20 protein-coding genes are annotated in these 17,787 nt (G+C 40.4%); 11 read left to right on the forward strand and 9 right to left on the reverse strand.

Annotation, left to right across the window (positions count from 1 at the left end):
* The first annotated feature begins 277 nt into the window (after positions 1 to 277).
* The 8 genes from rplU to EXE29_RS02340 all read left to right on the forward strand — a co-directional run bounded on the left by rplU (position 278) and on the right by EXE29_RS02340 (position 6,764).
* The gene (gene rplU / locus EXE29_RS02305) at positions 278 to 589 is read left to right on the forward strand and encodes a 50S ribosomal protein L21 (RefSeq protein ID WP_106984492.1); all 312 of its coding nucleotides are present in this window, start codon (positions 278 to 280) and stop codon (positions 587 to 589) included.
* Positions 590 to 608: 19 nt separating this feature from the next.
* On the forward strand, positions 609 to 863 hold the full coding sequence (rpmA, locus tag EXE29_RS02310) for a 50S ribosomal protein L27 (protein WP_106984493.1): 255 nt from the start codon (positions 609 to 611) through the stop codon (positions 861 to 863).
* 209 nt (positions 864 to 1,072) lie between these two features.
* Entirely contained in the window at positions 1,073 to 1,768 is a 696-nt protein-coding gene (gene lolA, locus EXE29_RS02315) for an outer membrane lipoprotein periplasmic chaperone LolA (protein WP_120363794.1), read from the forward strand.
* Between the two features lie 203 nt (positions 1,769 to 1,971).
* On the forward strand, positions 1,972 to 2,760 hold the full coding sequence (locus EXE29_RS02320) for an RsiV family protein (protein ID WP_106984495.1): 789 nt from the start codon (positions 1,972 to 1,974) through the stop codon (positions 2,758 to 2,760).
* A 131-nt stretch (positions 2,761 to 2,891) separates the two neighbouring features.
* Entirely contained in the window at positions 2,892 to 4,163 is a 1,272-nt protein-coding gene (gene serS, locus EXE29_RS02325; RefSeq protein WP_106984496.1) for a serine--tRNA ligase, read from the forward strand.
* Between the two features lie 77 nt (positions 4,164 to 4,240).
* Positions 4,241 to 5,617 (forward strand): siroheme synthase CysG, encoded by a 1,377-nt coding sequence (gene cysG, locus EXE29_RS02330; protein ID WP_117006481.1) that lies wholly within the window; start codon positions 4,241 to 4,243, stop codon positions 5,615 to 5,617.
* Between the two features lie 36 nt (positions 5,618 to 5,653).
* The gene (locus EXE29_RS02335) at positions 5,654 to 6,133 is read left to right on the forward strand and encodes a tRNA (cytidine(34)-2'-O)-methyltransferase (RefSeq protein ID WP_106984498.1); all 480 of its coding nucleotides are present in this window, start codon (positions 5,654 to 5,656) and stop codon (positions 6,131 to 6,133) included.
* A 163-nt stretch (positions 6,134 to 6,296) separates the two neighbouring features.
* Positions 6,297 to 6,764: a hypothetical protein gene (locus tag EXE29_RS02340; protein ID WP_227865864.1), complete on the forward strand. Its 468-nt coding sequence runs from the start codon at positions 6,297 to 6,299 to the stop codon at positions 6,762 to 6,764.
* Positions 6,765 to 6,912: 148 nt separating this feature from the next.
* On the opposite strand, the gene EXE29_RS02345 is transcribed toward EXE29_RS02340, so the two are convergent.
* From EXE29_RS02345 to rpoD, 6 genes are all read right to left on the reverse strand, one after another.
* On the reverse strand, positions 6,913 to 8,301 hold the full coding sequence (locus tag EXE29_RS02345; RefSeq protein WP_106984499.1) for an APC family permease: 1,389 nt from the start codon (positions 8,299 to 8,301) through the stop codon (positions 6,913 to 6,915).
* A gap of 277 nt (positions 8,302 to 8,578) precedes the next feature.
* Positions 8,579 to 9,763, reverse strand: coding sequence for an iron-containing alcohol dehydrogenase (locus tag EXE29_RS02350; protein WP_117006482.1), 1,185 nt, complete (start codon positions 9,761 to 9,763; stop codon positions 8,579 to 8,581).
* Between the two features lie 3 nt (positions 9,764 to 9,766).
* Complete coding sequence (locus tag EXE29_RS02355; protein ID WP_106984501.1) at positions 9,767 to 10,300, reverse strand: hypothetical protein; 534 nt, start codon at positions 10,298 to 10,300, stop codon at positions 9,767 to 9,769.
* A gap of 75 nt (positions 10,301 to 10,375) precedes the next feature.
* The gene (gene lipB / locus EXE29_RS02360) at positions 10,376 to 11,026 is read right to left on the reverse strand and encodes a lipoyl(octanoyl) transferase LipB (protein WP_410159304.1); all 651 of its coding nucleotides are present in this window, start codon (positions 11,024 to 11,026) and stop codon (positions 10,376 to 10,378) included.
* A 144-nt stretch (positions 11,027 to 11,170) separates the two neighbouring features.
* Positions 11,171 to 11,458, reverse strand: coding sequence for a YbeD family protein (locus EXE29_RS02365; RefSeq protein WP_106984557.1), 288 nt, complete (start codon positions 11,456 to 11,458; stop codon positions 11,171 to 11,173).
* A 126-nt stretch (positions 11,459 to 11,584) separates the two neighbouring features.
* Complete coding sequence (gene rpoD, locus EXE29_RS02370; protein WP_106984503.1) at positions 11,585 to 13,474, reverse strand: RNA polymerase sigma factor RpoD; 1,890 nt, start codon at positions 13,472 to 13,474, stop codon at positions 11,585 to 11,587.
* Positions 13,475 to 13,881: 407 nt separating this feature from the next.
* On the opposite strand from rpoD, the gene EXE29_RS02375 reads away from it, so the two are divergent.
* Both EXE29_RS02375 and EXE29_RS02380 read left to right on the forward strand, forming a co-directional pair.
* Entirely contained in the window at positions 13,882 to 14,091 is a 210-nt protein-coding gene (locus tag EXE29_RS02375; RefSeq protein WP_106984504.1) for a PA3496 family putative envelope integrity protein, read from the forward strand.
* Positions 14,092 to 14,160: 69 nt separating this feature from the next.
* Positions 14,161 to 14,685, forward strand: a complete 525-nt coding sequence (locus EXE29_RS02380; protein WP_106984505.1) for a YecA/YgfB family protein — start codon at positions 14,161 to 14,163, stop codon at positions 14,683 to 14,685.
* An 80-nt stretch (positions 14,686 to 14,765) separates the two neighbouring features.
* Here the strand turns inward: EXE29_RS02380 and EXE29_RS02385 are convergent, their stop codons facing one another.
* From EXE29_RS02385 to trhO, 3 genes are all read right to left on the reverse strand, one after another.
* On the reverse strand, positions 14,766 to 15,185 hold the full coding sequence (locus EXE29_RS02385) for an ABZJ_00895 family protein (protein ID WP_213072624.1): 420 nt from the start codon (positions 15,183 to 15,185) through the stop codon (positions 14,766 to 14,768).
* Positions 15,186 to 15,332: 147 nt separating this feature from the next.
* Positions 15,333 to 15,959, reverse strand: a complete 627-nt coding sequence (locus EXE29_RS02390; protein WP_106984507.1) for a DedA family protein — start codon at positions 15,957 to 15,959, stop codon at positions 15,333 to 15,335.
* Between the two features lie 194 nt (positions 15,960 to 16,153).
* Positions 16,154 to 17,086, reverse strand: coding sequence for an oxygen-dependent tRNA uridine(34) hydroxylase TrhO (gene trhO, locus EXE29_RS02395; RefSeq protein ID WP_106984508.1), 933 nt, complete (start codon positions 17,084 to 17,086; stop codon positions 16,154 to 16,156).
* A gap of 190 nt (positions 17,087 to 17,276) precedes the next feature.
* On the opposite strand from trhO, the gene EXE29_RS02400 reads away from it, so the two are divergent.
* Positions 17,277 to 17,768, forward strand: coding sequence for a DUF1289 domain-containing protein (locus EXE29_RS02400; protein WP_120363792.1), 492 nt, complete (start codon positions 17,277 to 17,279; stop codon positions 17,766 to 17,768).
* Positions 17,769 to 17,787 lie beyond the last annotated feature (19 nt).

Raw genomic sequence — 17,787 nt, forward strand, 5'->3', positions numbered from 1 at the left:
GCATGTGCTTATGTTTATAAGGACTATAGTAACGAATAGTTTTTAAAAATCTATGTCATTTTTCAAAGAAGTATAAGCCTTAAGCAATATTTAATCATGTTCTAAGATATTGTTTATTAAATAATCGTTAATTCTAGATAATTTTTTGTGCAAATGACTTGTTGTTTGTTCTATTATCACTTAAAATCCTTGCCCTTGTATAACCCCAGTGGCGATCGTATTAAGATCGGTATATTCCTTTATCGGCACGACGACACGGGCATGTTTGGAGTACGTTATGTACGCAGTTATCCAAAGCGGTGGTAAACAACACCGTGTAGTTGAGGGTGAAACCCTTAAAGTAGAATTATTGAAAGCTGAAACTGGCTCAACAATTACGTTTGATGACGTATTGATGCTTGTAAACGGCGACAGCATTCAAATCGGTGCTCCAGTTGTTGCTGGCGCTACTGTTACTGCTGAAGTAGTAAGCCATGGTCGCCACGACAAAATCCGCATCATCAAAATGCGTCGTCGTAAACACTATCGTAAACAACAAGGTCACCGTCAATGGTTCACTGAGTTGAAAATTACAGCTATTTCAGGCTAATTACGAGGAGTAAAGAGACATGGCATCTAAAAAAGCCGGTGGTTCGACTAAAAACGGTCGTGACTCGAACCCAAAAATGTTGGGTGTTAAAATCTACGGTGGTCAATCTGTGACTGCTGGTAACATCATCGTTCGTCAACGTGGTACTGAATTCCACGCTGGTCAAAACGTAGGTATGGGTCGTGACCATACACTTTTTGCTACTGCTGATGGCGTAGTAAAATTTGAAGTGAAAGGTCAATTTGGCCGTCGCTACGTATCTGTTGACGCGTAATCGCTGAAATAGAAAAAAGCCCGCCGTAAGGTGGGTTTTTTTATGCTTAAAATTTGACAAACGTCTTCATCATGATGAATAAAACTATGCATTTTGCATTAATAACAATACAAAACTTCTTATTTTCTCTCATTTTAGTGATTCAAATTGGTTTAAGATGTGTGCATAGTTTGAAATTGCGATCACGCAAATATTAGAAAAGGTGAATTATGAAAATGCTTCGTAAAACCGTATGTGCAATGACATTGGGTGCAGTAATGTTAGCACCAGCCATGAGTACGACTGTGTTTGCTGCTACAGCAGCATCGGAGCAGCAAGCGACAGCAAGCTTAGTTAAACAGTTAAATGGCATTCGTAGTCTAAGTGCAACATTTGAGCAAACCTCTAAAGCAACTGCAGGTGCAAAGCCTGTGCAGAAAAAAGGTTTATCTGCACAGCACATGAATCAAACTTTTAAAGGGGTGATGAAAGTAGAACGCCCAGGTAAATTCTACTGGGAAACCACCAGCCCATCTAAGCAGACTATTGTGACTTCGGGTAAGACGGTATGGATTTATGATCCAGACTTACAGCAAGCAGTAAGACAAGGTTTGGATGATCAAGTTGCAAATACACCTGCATTGTTACTTTCGGGTAATACCAATCAAATTATGAAGTCATATCGTGTAACACAGCCAAACAAAGCTAAAACTTACTACACGCTATATCCAAAACAAAAAGATGGTGTTTTTCAAAGTTTAACCATCAGCTTTGGTGTCAATAAAGCACCAAACTTAATGATTTTAGCGGATTCTTTAGGTCAAACCACTTATGTGCGCTTTAATAATGTAAAAGTGAATGCGTCTATTCCAGCATCGACCTTTAATTTTACCCCGCCAAAAGGCACAGATATTATTGATCAGTAAGATGATGATCTTGAATAAATCTGAGATACAAAAAGCAAGCTGAGGCTTGCTTTTTTTATGTCTATGCTGAGTGAGTTAAGTATATAACGCTGATGCATCAATGAATTATTTTTAGGAGCTTTGGTGTTTTGGCTATACTTTTGACTTTGAATAATGTGAAAATTCAACTTTACTTCGGCTAGAAATAACCATAGGGATTTCGGATGAACTCAGTACAACTTAAACCAGTGTTGTTAATGACCTTGCTGGCGACAATGTTTGTAGGTTGTCAGCGCCATGACTTACCTAAAAAAGATCAAGAGGCTGCAGCATCTGCGCCTGTGGTCGCTGAGACACCATCTGTTCCGTTGTTACAAGTTAAAGCGGTGAATGTAGCGAATTACCAGAAGAATGTTTGTGAAAAAGAAGGTTGTACTCAGTTTGTGTTGCAAACCGTTGAGTCGGGTGTGCCTTGGATCGATGATTATTTTAATGATCGTATTCGTAAGGCTGAACCGATTGCATTTGCAGAACATGCGCCACAAAAGGTGGATGTTTCTGAAGGGAGTCAAGCGGGTTTAAATCAGCAAAATATGTCTGTTCGTTATATTGGTCAGCAGTATAATCTTGCGACGTTTGCAATTTATAGCTATAGCTACAGTGCAGGGGCTGCACATGGTATGTATCATATTGAATATGTAAATTTTGATTTAAAAACGCATAAACGATTGTCTTTACAAGATATATTGAAAAAAGGTGCGGAGCAAAAAGTACTAGATTCACTCTATGATGCCAATATCAACTGGTTATATAACCATAAAATTGAAAAGGCGCAGTTAAAACTCAGCGATAATTTTTATTATGGCCCGAATGGTCTGATGTTTGTTTATCCATTGTATGAATTGGCCAGCTATGCTGAGGGAATGTCTGAGCTTAAATTGCCCTATGAATCTGCGGGTGAAGTGATTCAGGCGCAATATTTGCCAAGTTTGCCAAAATATAACAATCAATAATCGCGATGAGGATTTGTACAAAATCCTCGCAATATTGTTCTAATAAGGCACAGCTGTATGCCCAGTCACTGTATTTTTTAGCATGAAGAGCTTACACTATAGCCAGTTTTTTTCTTATTCCAAGACTGGCTATGATCGACCCGAAATTACTCAGAAATAATATTGAGGCTGTAAATTTAGCCTTAGCTAAACGTGGTGTGCAATTAAATGTAGAAGAGTGGGCATCACTTGAAGCACGTCGTAAAGAAATTCAATCAAAAACTGAATCTTTGCAAGCAGAGCGTAATGCGGGTGCGAAGCAAGTGGGTCAGCTTAAAAAAGCAGGCGAAGATGCTTCTGAAATTATGGCGCGTATGTCGGCTATTGGTGATGAAATTAAAGCCGCTGAAGTTGCTTTAGCAGAATTACAAGCAGAGTTAGAGGAAAAATCATTATCGATTCCAAACTTGCCAGATGAGTCTGTACCAGAAGGTAAAGACGAAGCGGATAACGTTGAGATTCTAAAGTGGGGTACACCACGTACATTTGATTTTGAAATCAAAGACCATACTGACCTTGGCGAAATGATGGGCGGTTTGGAATTTGAAACTGCAACAAAATTAACAGGTTCGCGTTTTAGTGTATTAAAAGGGCCTTTAGCGCGTTTACAACGTGCGATTACTCAGTTCATGTTAAATACGCATACTGAGCAAAATGGCTATACAGAGGCGTACGTACCTTATCTTGTTAATGCGGATTCTTTACGTGGTACAGGCCAGTTGCCTAAATTTGAAGAAGATTTATTCAAGCTTCAAGGCGAAAAAGAATTTTATTTAATTCCTACAGCTGAAGTGCCAGTAACGAACTTTGTTCGTGACGAAATCATTGATGCAGATCGTTTACCACTTCGCTATGCGGCGCATACACCGTGTTTCCGTAGTGAAGCAGGCTCATACGGTCGTGATACACGTGGTCTGATCCGTCAGCACCAATTTGACAAAGTAGAAATGGTTCAGATTGTAAAACCTGAAACTTCTATGCAAGCGCTAGAAGATCTTACAGGCCATGCAGAAGGTATTTTGCAAGCTTTAGGTTTGCCATACCGTAAAATCATTCTTTGTGGTGGTGATATGGGCTTTGGTGCAACCAAGACTTACGATTTAGAAGTTTGGGTGCCGAGCCAAAATACCTATCGTGAAATTTCTTCATGTTCAAACATGGGTGATTTCCAAGCACGTCGTATGAAAGCGCGTTACCGTGCAGACCAAAAGAAAACTGAATTTGTGCATACACTTAATGGTTCAGGTTTGGCTGTCGGTCGTACTTTGCTTGCAGTGATGGAAAACTACCAACGTGCAGACGGTTCGATTGAAATTCCAGAAGTATTACGTCCATACATGGGTGGTAAAACTTACATCGACTAAGTTCGAGTTGAATCAAGTGCACACAAAAGTGTGCACTTTTTTTTAAGCAGTCAGATATAGTTTTTTTGAGGTCTCTTGTGGATATTTTTCCAATCTCGTTAAAGTTGCAACAGCAACCTTGTCTGATTGTTGGCGGTGGTCATATTGCCTATCGTAAAGCAGTCTTATTGGCCAAAGCAGGCGCGGTAGTCAATGTTGTTGCACCAGCAATTGAAGCTAACTTATTAGAGATCGTTGAGCAATCGCAGGGGCAATATGTACAAGCACCATTCAGTGCTGACATACGACTGCGTCAATATCGCTTGGTGATTGCGGCTACAGATCATGCTGAAGTCAATCGTCATGTATTTGAAGCCTGTGAAGCTGAGAATGTGTTGGTAAATAGTGTTGATGATCCGCCACATTGTCGTTTTATGGTCCCAGCCATTATAGATCGTTCACCCTTGGTCGTGTCTATTGCCAGTAATGGCACATCACCTGTGTTGTCTCGTCAAATTCGTACCCAGCTTGAAGCCAGTATTCCGCATGGAATGGGAGCTTTGGCCGAGTTTTCGGGAAAATGGCGCAGTGTCGTAAAAGCCAAAATTATCAATCCAGATGAACGCCGTATTTTTTGGGAAGACTTATATGCTAGTCCACTCAAAGAGCAGGTATTTAATGGCAATCTTGCTGAGGCAGATCGTTTAATTGAACAAGCTTTAATTGAATGGACCAAGCCGAAAGGTGAGGTGTATTTGGTTGGTGCAGGGCCGGGCGATCCAGAGCTTTTGACGTTGAAAGCCTTACGTCTGATGCAACAAGCTGATGTGGTGATTTACGACCGTTTGGTCTCTGCCCCAATCATGGATTTGTGTCGTCGTGATGCAGAAAAAATCTATGTGGGTAAGGCGCGTTCAAACCATGCTGTGCCCCAAGAAGGTATAAATGCCTTATTGGTTCAATATGCACAGCAAGGTAAGCGTGTTTGTCGCCTAAAAGGTGGCGATCCGTTTATATTTGGACGTGGCGGTGAAGAAATTGAAGAGCTGTTTGCAGCAGGTATTGCTTTTCAAATTGTACCTGGGATTACCGCAGCCTCTGGCTGTTCTGCTTATGCGGGTATTCCTTTAACGCACCGTGATTATGCGCAAAGTGTACGTTTCTTAACGGGCCATTTAAAGGAAGGTTCACCTGAACTCCCTTGGCAAGAATTGGTTTATGAAAACCAAACACTTGTGCTGTATATGGGCTTGGTTGGATTGGAAAAAATCTGCCAACGCTTGATTGAACATGGTCAACGTGCAGATATGCCAGTGGCTTTGGTGTCTAAAGGCACTACACCTGATCAAAAAGTTGTGGTCGGGACATTGGCAGATATTGCCTCCAAAGTGAGTGATCATCAAATACAAGCGCCAACGCTAACCATTATTGGTGAAGTAGTACGCTTGCGTGAACAATTACAGTGGCAAGGCTAAGCGCCTTGCGACATTGAAAAGAGTAGAGTAAATCCTGTGATTCATGTTGTTTTATACGAGCCAGAAATTCCAGCAAATACAGGGAATATCATTCGTTTATGTGCCAATACAGGAGCGCAATTACATCTGGTCAAGCCATTAGGTTTTGAGTTAGATGATAAAAAATTGCGTCGTGCTGGATTGGATTATCATGAATGGGCACACATGAAAGTATGGGAAAATTTTGCTGAGTGTCTAGCACATTTAGATAGCGTAGGCATTGCAGCAGATGCGATTTATCCTTTGACGACCAAAGGGACAGAAACGCCACATACTTCTAATTTAAACCGTCCTGTTGCCTTGCTGATGGGGCCAGAAACACGTGGTTTACCTGAAGATGTACGTTTAATGTTCCCACAGTCTCATTGGATTCGCTTACCAATGGCTGCGAATTCGCGCAGTCTAAATTTATCTAATGCGACGGCTGTGATTTTATACGAAGCATGGCGTCAGCAAGATTTTAAAGAACTGGTTTAAAACTCCATAAAAAAACCACTCGAAAGAGTGGTTTTTTTATGCCATTTCATAAGCAAAAGGCGGGACTAAAGTTTGTGTTTTATGTAAGTAAAATGTGTTGAATATTTTGCTTGATGTTGAAACTGTGTATAACTAAAAACAATAAAAACTGAGCTGATGAGGGATGATTTTGAAATATCGCCAATGGATCAATGTAAGTAGTATGTTGTTCGTTAGTTTTTTGTTCTCTCAGTATGCATCTAGTGCTACAGATAGCGAGCCGAGTGCGAGTGCTACACAAGCAACAACAACTGTCTCTCCAATCACTTCTGCCGAAATGGAGCAAGGTTTAGCACAAATGATGCAACGTCAGAACCAGCGTATTGAAGATTGGGGGAAGACTTTGACAGATAAGGACTTTGAACGTAGCTTTTTGTTGGGGCGTCAATTGAATAAAACCAAGCGACAAGAAGTCTGCGGTATTTTTCAACGTACAGTCGATGAAATGTTTAATAGTGCTGTTACTAATCGTGAACGTTTGAGTGAGCAAGATCAGAAGCTTTTGACCGATCGAAATTTATTTATTCAAAGCTTGGGCTATAAAGATAATATTGTAGATACGCGCATGGGCTTTAATTGTCGCTTACGTTAAGAAAATATAGTACGTAAAGGTTTGAGTGGATATTTTAAAGCAATATTTTTAGATCATTTATAAGTTAGTTATTTTGAAGTGTTCTTTTTCCGTCCCGTTGAACGGAAAAAGAATTTATTTGATTAATTAAGCATGAATCATCTTAAAATTATTCAAATTCATTATGCTGTGGTGCAGGGTGTTTAAAGCCCTTGGTTTTGTAGCCTAAGTACAAGATACCAAACATCGCCCACCATAAACCATATTTCAATGCTGTTTCTTCAATCTCTAACCACATGGCAAAGATACTGAGGAAACCACACATTGGGATGACGACAAAACTGAAGATATCCTTGAAGTTTTTAGTACGACCATCACGTAGTGCATAGCGTGAAATGACAGAAAGGTTCACAAACGTAAAGGCAGTTAAGGCACCGAAGCTGATCATAGAAATCACAATATCAAGATCCATGAAACCAGCAGTTAAAGCAACAACGCCTACAATGATAATGTTATAAGACGGTGTGAAGCTTTTTGGACTGATATGACCAAAGATCTTCTTGTTAATTACGCCATCACGACCCATAACATACATTAAACGTGATACACCTGCATGCGCAGAGATCCCTGATGCCATAACGGTAACGATTGCAAATGCAAGTACATACGATTGGAATAAAGAGCCACCGACAAGCAGTAAAATTTCTGGTTGTGTTTCGGCAATATTCTTAAAGTACGTTCCTGGTGCAGAAGGGAAGTACAATTGCATGAAATAAGTACTGATAATGAAAATTACACCTGCAATCAACGCTGTTAAGAAAATCGCTTTAGGTAGGGTTTTTTCAGTATCTTTGGTTTCTTCAGCCAGTGAACTTAATGAGTCAAAACCGGTAAATGAGAAACACAGTAAAGTTGCACCAGTAATGAGGGCACCAACGCTAGTGAGTTCATTCCAAAATGGTTCGAGACTCCACAATTGCGCACGTGTTTCTGCTGTAATTGGGCCATCTGCATTGAATCCAGCTTGAAGCTTGCTGTATACCAACCACGTAAATGCGCCAATCACGATCAGCTGAATCAATACAATTAAGCTGTTAAAGTTGGCAACAAAGCGTGCACCACGAAGGTTAACACCCGTCATAAATGCTGTAAGCACAATGACCCAAACCCAGTGGTTTACAGAAGGGAATAATGCTTCAAGATAAATAACGGCCAAAATAATGTTGACCATTGGCGACAATAAATAGTCAAGCCAAGACGACCAACCCACCATAAAACCGACGTTTGGGTGAATTGACTTTTGTGCGTAGGTATATGCCGAACCCGAAGAAGGGTAGCGACGGATCATATGACCATAGCTAATAGACGTAAATAAAATTGCAATTAAAGCAATAATATAAGAGGTAGGCACATGAAAATGACTTTCTTCAGATACTAATCCGAACGTGTCAAATAAGGTCATCGGTTGGATATAGGCCAAACCAATGATAATGATGTGCCAAAGCCCGAGTGTTTTTTGCAGTTTAGCTGCCGATTGAGTCCCAGATAAATTTGTCAACGGCGTTATCCTCTTAATCGTTGATCAAGGATCAGTCTTATTGTGTCAGGATCGTTTGAGACGAACGATCCCCCCTACATTTTGAAACAAAAGCGCGCCAATTTACTCCAAGATGTAAATTTTTGCCAGTGATTTTATTTCTTTTCTGAGCAGAAAACATGCCAACTTACATGAAGATAAAGTGAAAGTCGCTGTTTTTAAGGCTTACAGATAAAAGCCTGATGCTTAAAAAAACATCAGGCTGGAATTTTCGCTATATTGGCTTATTTTTCAGTAATTACCAAGCTTTTTCTAAGATAGTTTTTAAATCTTTGAGTGTTGCTTCTTTCGGATTGTAAATGATCGAACCATCATTTAAAGCCTTTTCTGCAACATCGTCGAGCTGAGCTTGAGTTACTTTGCCAGTCTCACTCAGTGTACGTGGTAATTTTGTTAGGCTATAGATACGATCACGCATGGCTAAAATAGTTGAAATCGCCTTATCTGCACGTAAGTGAGCAGGGGTTTGCGAGTAAATATCTGGGCCAGCAAGTGGAAGTAAAAGATCTGCGATTTTATCGGCATTCACTTCTTTGTTGTATTCCAGTACATAAGGCAAAAATAGATTCATACATAAGCCGTGGGGCAGATGTGCAACTGCACCTAAAGCGTGACCAAGAGAATGTACTAAGCCAACCATCGAGTTTGAAAATGCAATGCCTGCCATTGTAGATGCTTGAGCTAATTCTAAGCGGCCTTGTGCATCAGTTGGGTTATCCAGTACGTTAAATAAATGATTACTTACCTTTTTAACGGCTGCTGTTGCATAAGCATCAGAAATTGGATTGGCTGCAAGGCAGGTATAGGCTTCTACTGCATGTGTCATGGCATCCATTGCCGTCATCGCAGTGAGGTGCGGTGGCAAAGTTTGCGTCATACGCGGATCTAAAATAGCTGCATGTGGCATCAAGTAATAAGATGCAAACGGCATTTTGACATTTTTTTGGTTATCGGAAACCACGGCAACCATGGTCACTTCTGAGCCTGTGCCTGATGTGGTTGGAATCACAAAAAAAGGTTTTAAAGGTTTTGGCAGATTATGTGCACCCGAATATTTCAGCAGGTCATCACCACCTTCAGACACTAAAATATTAGTGGCCTTAGAAGTATCAATGACTGAACCACCACCGACAGCAATAATCGCGTCGCAATTGTTATCGCGATAAAGCTGAGCGGCTTTACGTACAGTTTCAAGGCTTGAATCGGGTGGTACATCGTCAAAAATATGCCCAATAACGGCATCTGTAGATTCAAAAGCCGCTTCAATCGGTGCCAATAGGTTGTTACTGCGTACGCCTTTGTCTGTAATAATTAAGGGACGAGTAGCACCTAAAGTTGCAAGTTCAAAAGGGATATGCTCTAGCGCAGCATGCCCAGCAATGACTTTAACTGGACAAAAAAATTCGTAATATGGTTTAGCCATGTGTTATGCGCTCCGCTTGAAATAGGATTGAGCTACCTTAAGATAGATATTTGCAGCTCCAGTTAATTTTTCTTTTAGGCTTAAATCGCTTGGATATTCTTTGACTGCCAGCTCTGCAACCAGTTTTGGCAAAATCAGCGCTTCCATTTTATTTAGGCAACGAACCAGTCGAATCGCATAAGAAATATCACCATTAGCAATCATGCGGTCATTGGCAAATGCTTGCGCAGTACTTTCTTGGAAAGAAAATACTAAAAATGCATGATTAAGATGCTTAAAGGTAATCGTTAAATCTGGCTTTGTTGCTAAATCAGGAACCAATTCTAATTGCTTATTTGCCGTCACACGTGCAATGAATGCTGGCCCATTGGGGAATACATTCATTGAGAGTGTGAAATGATCTGGAAACTGAGCGACTTCCTGTTTAACTTCTGCATCGACTTGACTCGCCATCACTAAGCCTCTGCCAATCACATCCATCATGAGTTTGACATAGGCTAGCTGCAAAGCGGGCTTGACGGATTTAGTTGCAATCACGTATTCATCCCTTTTCAAAATATTATTTATTTAGAGTAAATACTCTAATTTATTTTATGTATGAAAGCAAAGGTTTTATTTTTGTTCGACGTGAACGTCTTTAAAGTAACCGCTGTTCTGCAATGTTTCAATCATATCGACGCATAAGTTTTCAAATTTAGGGTAGTCTGCTACCAGATCTTGTATGCGGACCATTTCTAAACCTGCATAACCGCATGGATTGATGGTATGGAAGCCAAATAAATCACAGTCAATATTCAATGCTAGCCCATGATAAGAGCGACCTTTGCGGATTTTAAAGCCGAGTGAGCCAATTTTACGCTCGTCTACATATACACCGGGTGCATCTGCTTTGGCGTATGCTTCAATGCCATATTTTTTAAGCAGATCAATCATGAGGTTTTCAGCATAGCTGACCAGAGTACGTACATTCCAGCCTAAGCGATTTAAATCAAACATGAAGTAAGCCACCAATTGACCTGGGCCATGCCAAGTGACTTGTCCACCGCGATCGCTTTGTACAACGGGGATGTCACTGTGCAATAAAATATGTTCGGGTTTGCCAGCTTGGCCCTGTGTAAGGACATCATGATGTTGCAAAATCCACAATTCATCTGGTGTGTGTTCGTCACGTTGTTCGGTCAATTGTTTCATTTCCAGAAAACGCTCTTCATAAGAGGTTAACTGAGTGTAATGACGAATGATCAGTTGTGGTTTAGCCTCAATCTCCACGATTTTAAGTCCTTAAGGAATGCATGATAAAAATCTATTATAGATAAATTGGATGAGATAGGGGGCGAGAATGGACAGATTTTGTCTGTTCGTTTGGTGAGGTTTGCATAAAAAAACACGCCCGAAAGCGTGTTTTTCTTAGAGTGCTGTTTTGATCAGTGGACAAGCTGCAAGGTCTGCATAGACAGCATGTACTTGCTCAAGTTCTTCAAAACGCAGTTGTGCAGTAATTGAGTGGTATTTCCCTGTCCGTGATGGTGTTACAGTCATTTTTGCACCATCAAATTCTGGAAAATGTTTCACGAAAATTTCATTTACTGCTTGGCGTAATTCATCGCCTGCATTACCAATGAGTTTAATCGGGTAGTCCATTGGGAAGACCCAAAGATGCTCTTGTAATTCACGTGATGGAGTACGATCAGTCATGTCAGTCATAGGACACCTCAATATTAAAAATACCTGCAATGTGCAGGTATTTTGATTCATTTGCTACATGCTCTTATTATGGGGGAGCTTCCCCCATATTCAAGCCTGTATTATCCCACTGATGGGTTAGTCATTCTCAAGGAATGAACGTAAGTGTTCAGAGCGAGAAGGATGACGTAATTTACGTAATGCTTTTGCTTCAATCTGACGGATACGTTCACGTGTTACGTCAAACTGTTTACCAACTTCTTCCAAAGTGTGGTCGGTAGGCATATCAATACCAAAACGCATTTTCAACACTTTCGCTTCACGTTCAGTCAAGTTTTCCAGTACTTCGCGTGTTGCTTCTTTTAAGCCTTCAGATGTTGCGGCATCAATTGGAGAGGTAATGTTACCATCTTCAATGAAATCACCAAGATGCGAATCTTCGTCATCGCCAATCGGCGTTTCCATAGAAATCGGCTCTTTGGCAATTTTAAGTACTTTACGTACTTTGACTTCGTCCATTTCTAGACGTTCGCCCAATTCTTCAGGTGTTGGCTCACGGCCCATTTCTTGAAGCAATTGACGAGATACACGGTTGATCTTGTTAATGGTTTCAATCATGTGCACAGGAATACGAATCGTACGTGCTTGATCGGCAATTGAACGGGTAATCGCCTGACGAATCCACCATGTTGCATAAGTCGAGAACTTATAACCACGGCGGTATTCAAACTTATCTACCGCTTTCATCAAGCCGATGTTACCTTCTTGAATCAAGTCGAGGAATTGTAGACCACGGTTGGTATACTTTTTCGCAATCGAGATTACAAGACGTAAGTTCGCTTCAACCATTTCTTTTTTAGCACGGCGTGCTTTCGCTTCGCCTACAGCCATACGTTTAGAAATTTCTTTAATTTCTTTAACGCTTAAATTAAGGTCTTTTTCAATGTCTGAGATTTTTTGCTGGAAAGCTAAAATATCAGGGCGTACTTTTTCTAAGTAGCCTTTCATTTCTGCAGGTGCTTTCGCAATTTGCTCATCTAACCATGCTTGGTTTGATTCTTGACCTGGGAATGAGGTACGGAATTGCGTACGATCCATACGACCACGACGTACTGCATAACGCATCACTTCACGTTCTGAGGTACGAATTTGTTCGTGTGTACCGCGAATCATTTCACTAATGATATCAAATAGGCGCGGTGTAAATTTAAACATCATAAACACAGAAGCTAAATCTTCGAGTGCTTGTTTGCCTTCTTTACTGTTACGACCATGTTTTTCAACCAGTAATTTGGTATTGGTCCACGCATTTTCTAGTTCAGTAAAACGTGCTTTGGCAATTTCAGGGTCTGGGCCTGAATCACCTTCAGAGTCGTCATCACTTTCAGATTCTTCGTCTTCATCATCATCATCCAATTTTACATCTTTGGTTGATTTGTTTGATGATGCATCGTCTTCGTCTAGATCTTCAGACTCATCTTCTAAAACTTCAGGAATATCATCGTCAGTTTCAGGGTCTAGGTAACCCGATAAAATATCAGCAAGGCGACGTTCACCTGCTTCATAATCTTTATATTCTTTTAAAACGACTTCAACTGCATTTGGCCAATAAGCGATTGAATTTAAAACGTCACGAATACCTTCTTCGATACGTTTTGCAATGCTAATTTCGCCTTCGCGTGTAAGGAGTTCAACTGTACCCATTTCACGCATATACATACGTACAGGGTCAGTGGTACGGCCTGGTTCATTTTCAACTGATGCAAGTACAGCAGCGGCTTCTTCTTCAGCAACTTCATCCGTTGCGTCGCTGCCACCTTCAAACATGGCATCATCAGTTTCAGGTGCACGGTCATGTACAGGAATACCAACGTCATTCAACATTTGAATGATGTCTTCAATCTGTTCGCTTTCTGTGATTGAATCCGGGAGATGATCGTTGACCTCAGCGAAAGTTAAGTAACCTTGTTCTTTGCCTCGGCTAATCAGCGCCGCTACTTGTGAAGTAGGGGAATTCATATCGCTCATCTATGCTTACTCTTCGTTGAATCTGTGACAGTAAAAAATCGTATAGTAGACTTATACGATTCATCTCAATAAAAATTTATCAATAGCTTGCTTATTCCATCAAATATTCAGTCTTATTTGAAAGACGATTCGATGGAATATTAAAAAATTAAATTCAGTAATTTAGGTGGGGCTGAAATTGTTGTTTTCAAGTTCATCCCGTACGTATTTGGTCAGATGAAATCATCTCGATATTCATAAAACTGAAAGACGCAGGGTGGATTATATCATGCCATAACTTAGGTTAAGAAAAAAGCCCAATTTACGGCTTTAACAGCTAAAAATACAAATAAAACTTGACAAGGTTCTATAACCCATATAAATAGCGCCTAGACCCCTTTAAATTTTTTCATTATGAGGTAGTTTCAGTGTCTTCGACAGATTTTGAACTAGATGATAACTACGGTGATGATGATGTTAATTTCGATGAGGCCGGCGGAAAAATTAGCGCTAAAGAATCGCTAGAAAAACGTCGCTTGATTGATGAACTTCTTGCACAACGTCGTTTAGAGCGTGAACTCAAAGATTTTGACTATGACTTTGACGATGACGACGATTTTGGCGATGAAGACGACTAAAATCAGTTTTGGCGTAGTGTTTTTAAATGCTATGCTTACACATTAAGTTTCTATGTTTGTGGATGTAAAATGAGTGCTTTAGATTTAGACCGTTTGAGCGACTATCTAGACGGCGATCAGAATGAGTTTGGTCTGGATTTTGCTGCAACTCATGGTTTTTTGTGTGCAATTGCAGTTGGCCCGCAATTTGACAAATGGTTAGAAGAACTATTTGACAATAACCATAAAAAAGTTCCTGCAGACATTATTGCTCAGGTGAAAGCTTGGTTAGAATCACTGCGTCAAAACTTAGCCAATGAAGAAGGAATTTCATTTCCTTTTGAAGTGGAAGAAGCAGATGTAGAGTCAAGCCTAGGCGACTGGAGCGTTGGTTTTGTTGATGCAATGTTCTTAAATGAAGAAGCGTGGTTTGCGCCTGAGTTTGAAGAACAATTGGTTGATTTGACTTTGCCAATTATGGTGTTTAGCGGTATTGATGAAGAAGATCCTCAAATGGAAACCTTCCGCCGTAATGGTCAATTAATGGATGAACTTGCAGAAGAGATTCCAGAGAACTTAAACGAATTGTATTTGATGTATCACACACCAAACTAATTCAAATAAGTTATAAAAAAAGCACCGAACTCGGTGCTTTTTTTATATAAGTTTATAGTTCAGCTGATTTAGGATTTACGTTACTTTTGTTTTTGTAAACCTTTGACGGCATTATTTGCCATCCAGCCAAAACTCATGGCAAGAATTAAATAATGAATAAATAAGGTAAAGCCGACTGCAACACAGATGATCCAAAGTGGTAGTGCTGTGAATAAAGTGAAAATAGCAAGCGATTTAAATACTACAAGTATAATGATGATGGTGGTGATGAGACTGATTGCAATAGAGGTTGCAAGACACCCCCAGATGAGTTGTATTTTCTCTGCTGCTTCAGGCGCTCTTTGATGGTCTTGCACGAATTTATTGGCAGTTACAAAGCCTGCAGTCATGATGCAGGCAACAGATGTACCGTTAGGTAGGTTAAAGAAATAAATAATTACTGCCATGATGGCCATAGCGATTAAATAGGTTATAGCAAAATATATAATGTATTTTTTCATCAGTTTTAGGTTCGAATGTTATTGGTATAAGGCGTCACCACAGTAGGGTGTTAAGCATTTTTTTTGTGATGAATGAGTATAAGGGATTGTTTATTCATGTAGAAGTGACATTGAGCGATTTGATATATCACTCAATTGGCTGTGCATTTATTTTTGTTGTGATGCGGCTTTTTTACGTTGCTGGCGACGGTATAAAATCCATAAGATGATCATGATGGCGATCGCAATAATCACGTAGCCAACGCGACTGAAGATTTCATGCATGAGTGCTTGGTTTTCACCAAAGTAATAGCCAACACAGGCTAAAAAGGTGGTCCAAATAATGGTGCCTAAAGCGCTGTAAAGCATGAATTTCCAAAAAGGCATTCGGCTCATGCCTGCAGGAATGCTGATCAGTGAGCGTACAGCAGGGATCATGCGACCAAAAAATACAATACGATGACCATATTGCTCAAACCAAGCCAATGCTGTTTTAACATCTTCTGTTTTAATGAATAAATATTTTCCATATTTATCAACACAGCGAAAAATATGCTCGTTATTGAACTTATAGCCCACCCAGTAGAGTACAGCGGCTGCAATCAATGAACCAATACTTCCTGCAATAATGACCCCTGTGAGCAGAAGCTGGCCCTGCGATGCGGTATAACCCGCAGAAGGCATAATGATTTCTGAGGGAATGGGCGGGAAAACATTATCTAGAAACATGAGGAAGGCGATACCCAAATAACCGAGCTGTTGCATGATGGTTAATATCCATTCGGTTAAATTCATGGGCCTTCCAAAAGTAATAGGGGTAAATAAAAGGAAAATCTCATTTGAGTATGCAAGATATTCCGCATAATGTGTGTTACAAAATCATGAAATTTGTGTTTAAGGCAGATTTGGAGCATGTGTTTGCCATTTAAATAAGGGCCAATAAAAAACCCTCCTGAGGAGGGTTTTTCAAGCTGTTAGTTCAATACAACTTAGAGGCGTTTACGTTTAGCCGCTAAAATTTGTGATTGACGCATACGGAAGCCTTCTTTTTGCTTATCGGTTGTTTTGTCGATGCAGTAGACACAAGATACACCATGCTCGTAGCTAGGCAGTTCAACTTCTGCAGGAACAAGTGGCCAACCACATGCGTGACATTTAATGTTAGCGCCTTCTTCCATGCCATGTGTTACTGCGGTACGGCCGTCAAATACGAAACATTCACCTTCCCACATGCTTTCGTCAGCTGGGGTTTCTTCTAGGTATTTAAGAATACCGCCTTTGAGGTGATAAACTTCATTGAAGCCTTCTTGAAGAAGCAATGATGTTGATTTTTCACAGCGAATACCGCCTGTACAGAACATCGCAATTTTTTTATCTTTGTGTTGTTCCAACTCTTTTTTTACGTAGTCTGGAAATTCACGGAAAGTTTCTGTTTGTGGGTCAATCGCGCCTTTAAACGTACCCGCTTTGTATTCATAGTCATTACGTGTATCAATTAAAATCACGTCATCACGCGCAATCAGCTCATTCCATTCTTTCGGGTCTAAGTAATGGCCTACTAGATCACGTGGTTTTACTTCTACACCTAAAGTGACAATTTCTTTTTTGAGTTTAATTTTCATTTTACGGAAAGGTTTTTCCGAACTGTGAGACTCTTTATATTCCATAGACGTAAAGCCTTCGTCTAAAAGAAATTGGTGTACAGCGTCAACTGCAACGCGGTCGCCCGCAACAGTGCCGTTAATACCTTCGTCTGCCACAATAAGAGTACCACACAAATTGATTGAGCCGACTAAGTTCAATAGGCGTTCTTTTAACGCAGCTGCGTCTTGAACTTCTTTAAATTGATATAGCGCGGCAACAACCCAACCTGTGGTCGCTTGCTGTTCTACAGGTGCAAGCTGTTCTACAGTAGCGTTCATGGAGTACTCCAAAATAGAAAAATAAAAAAAACAGGAATTTCGAAAGGCGCATATTTTAACGTGTATTGATGGAATATGCGAGTAAAACAGTACATGCAGATGACTTCTATTCATGTGCAACTGCGTGTATATTCGGGGCCTCACGTTGTGTTTTGTTTTAATAGCAACAGCAGAATTTTAGGAGTTTGTTTTGAGTAATGACCGTCGAATTGCTTCACTTACGCCATGTGCAGGGCGTTGTTCAACGGTATTTGGTGATGCAGTGTGTCGTGGCTGTCGCCGATTCAATCATGAAGTTATTCAGTGGAATACTTATAATCCAGTACAACAAACCGCTGTGTGGAAGCGCCTAGACACACAGTTAGATCAAATTTTAGTGCCCATGCTGCCCTTTGCAGATCTTCGTCATGTTGAAGGTTTTGTTTTGTCTAAGCGTGTGCGTCTGCGTCCAGATGCGAGTAAAGGGCGTAAGTTGTACCATGCCTTAAAGTTGTGTGAAAAAAACCGTCATTTTACCGACGAGAGTGGACTTGGAATTCACTACAAACAAGTGCGCCCATTGTGGGAAGAATTCGAGCGTCGTGTGTTGGCACTTGCGACAGCCAGTTATGATTTTGCCTTTTTGCGAGCAGATGGCATCAGTCATCATTTATTGAAAGGATATGAAGAAGAGGACGAATAGTCCTCTTTTTATTTAATGA

This window comes from Acinetobacter sp. WCHAc060006, from assembly GCF_004209135.1.
In the GTDB taxonomy this organism is placed as follows: Bacteria; Pseudomonadota; Gammaproteobacteria; order Pseudomonadales; family Moraxellaceae; genus Acinetobacter; species Acinetobacter cumulans.

Bases quoted from the DNA above. Each gene is read 5' to 3' on its own strand.
- EXE29_RS02340 (WP_227865864.1), top strand. From the start codon at position 6,297: ATGATTTTGAAATATCGCCAATGGATCAATGTAAGTAGTATGTTGTTC.
- trhO (WP_106984508.1), bottom strand. From the start codon at position 17,086: ATGAACGCTACTGTAGAACAGCTTGCACCTGTAGAACAGCAAGCGACC.
- EXE29_RS02365 (WP_106984557.1), bottom strand. From the start codon at position 11,458: ATGACTGATCGTACTCCATCACGTGAATTACAAGAGCATCTTTGGGTC.
- EXE29_RS02390 (WP_106984507.1), bottom strand. From the start codon at position 15,959: ATGAATTTAACCGAATGGATATTAACCATCATGCAACAGCTCGGTTAT.
- rpoD (WP_106984503.1), bottom strand. From the start codon at position 13,474: ATGAGCGATATGAATTCCCCTACTTCACAAGTAGCGGCGCTGATTAGC.
- EXE29_RS02385 (WP_213072624.1), bottom strand. From the start codon at position 15,185: ATGAAAAAATACATTATATATTTTGCTATAACCTATTTAATCGCTATG.
- EXE29_RS02350 (WP_117006482.1), bottom strand. From the start codon at position 9,763: ATGGCTAAACCATATTACGAATTTTTTTGTCCAGTTAAAGTCATTGCT.
- EXE29_RS02380 (WP_106984505.1), top strand. From the start codon at position 14,161: ATGAGTGCTTTAGATTTAGACCGTTTGAGCGACTATCTAGACGGCGAT.
- rplU (WP_106984492.1), top strand. From the start codon at position 278: ATGTACGCAGTTATCCAAAGCGGTGGTAAACAACACCGTGTAGTTGAG.
- serS (WP_106984496.1), top strand. From the start codon at position 2,892: ATGATCGACCCGAAATTACTCAGAAATAATATTGAGGCTGTAAATTTA.
- lolA (WP_120363794.1), top strand. From the start codon at position 1,073: ATGAAAATGCTTCGTAAAACCGTATGTGCAATGACATTGGGTGCAGTA.
- EXE29_RS02320 (WP_106984495.1), top strand. From the start codon at position 1,972: ATGAACTCAGTACAACTTAAACCAGTGTTGTTAATGACCTTGCTGGCG.
- rpmA (WP_106984493.1), top strand. From the start codon at position 609: ATGGCATCTAAAAAAGCCGGTGGTTCGACTAAAAACGGTCGTGACTCG.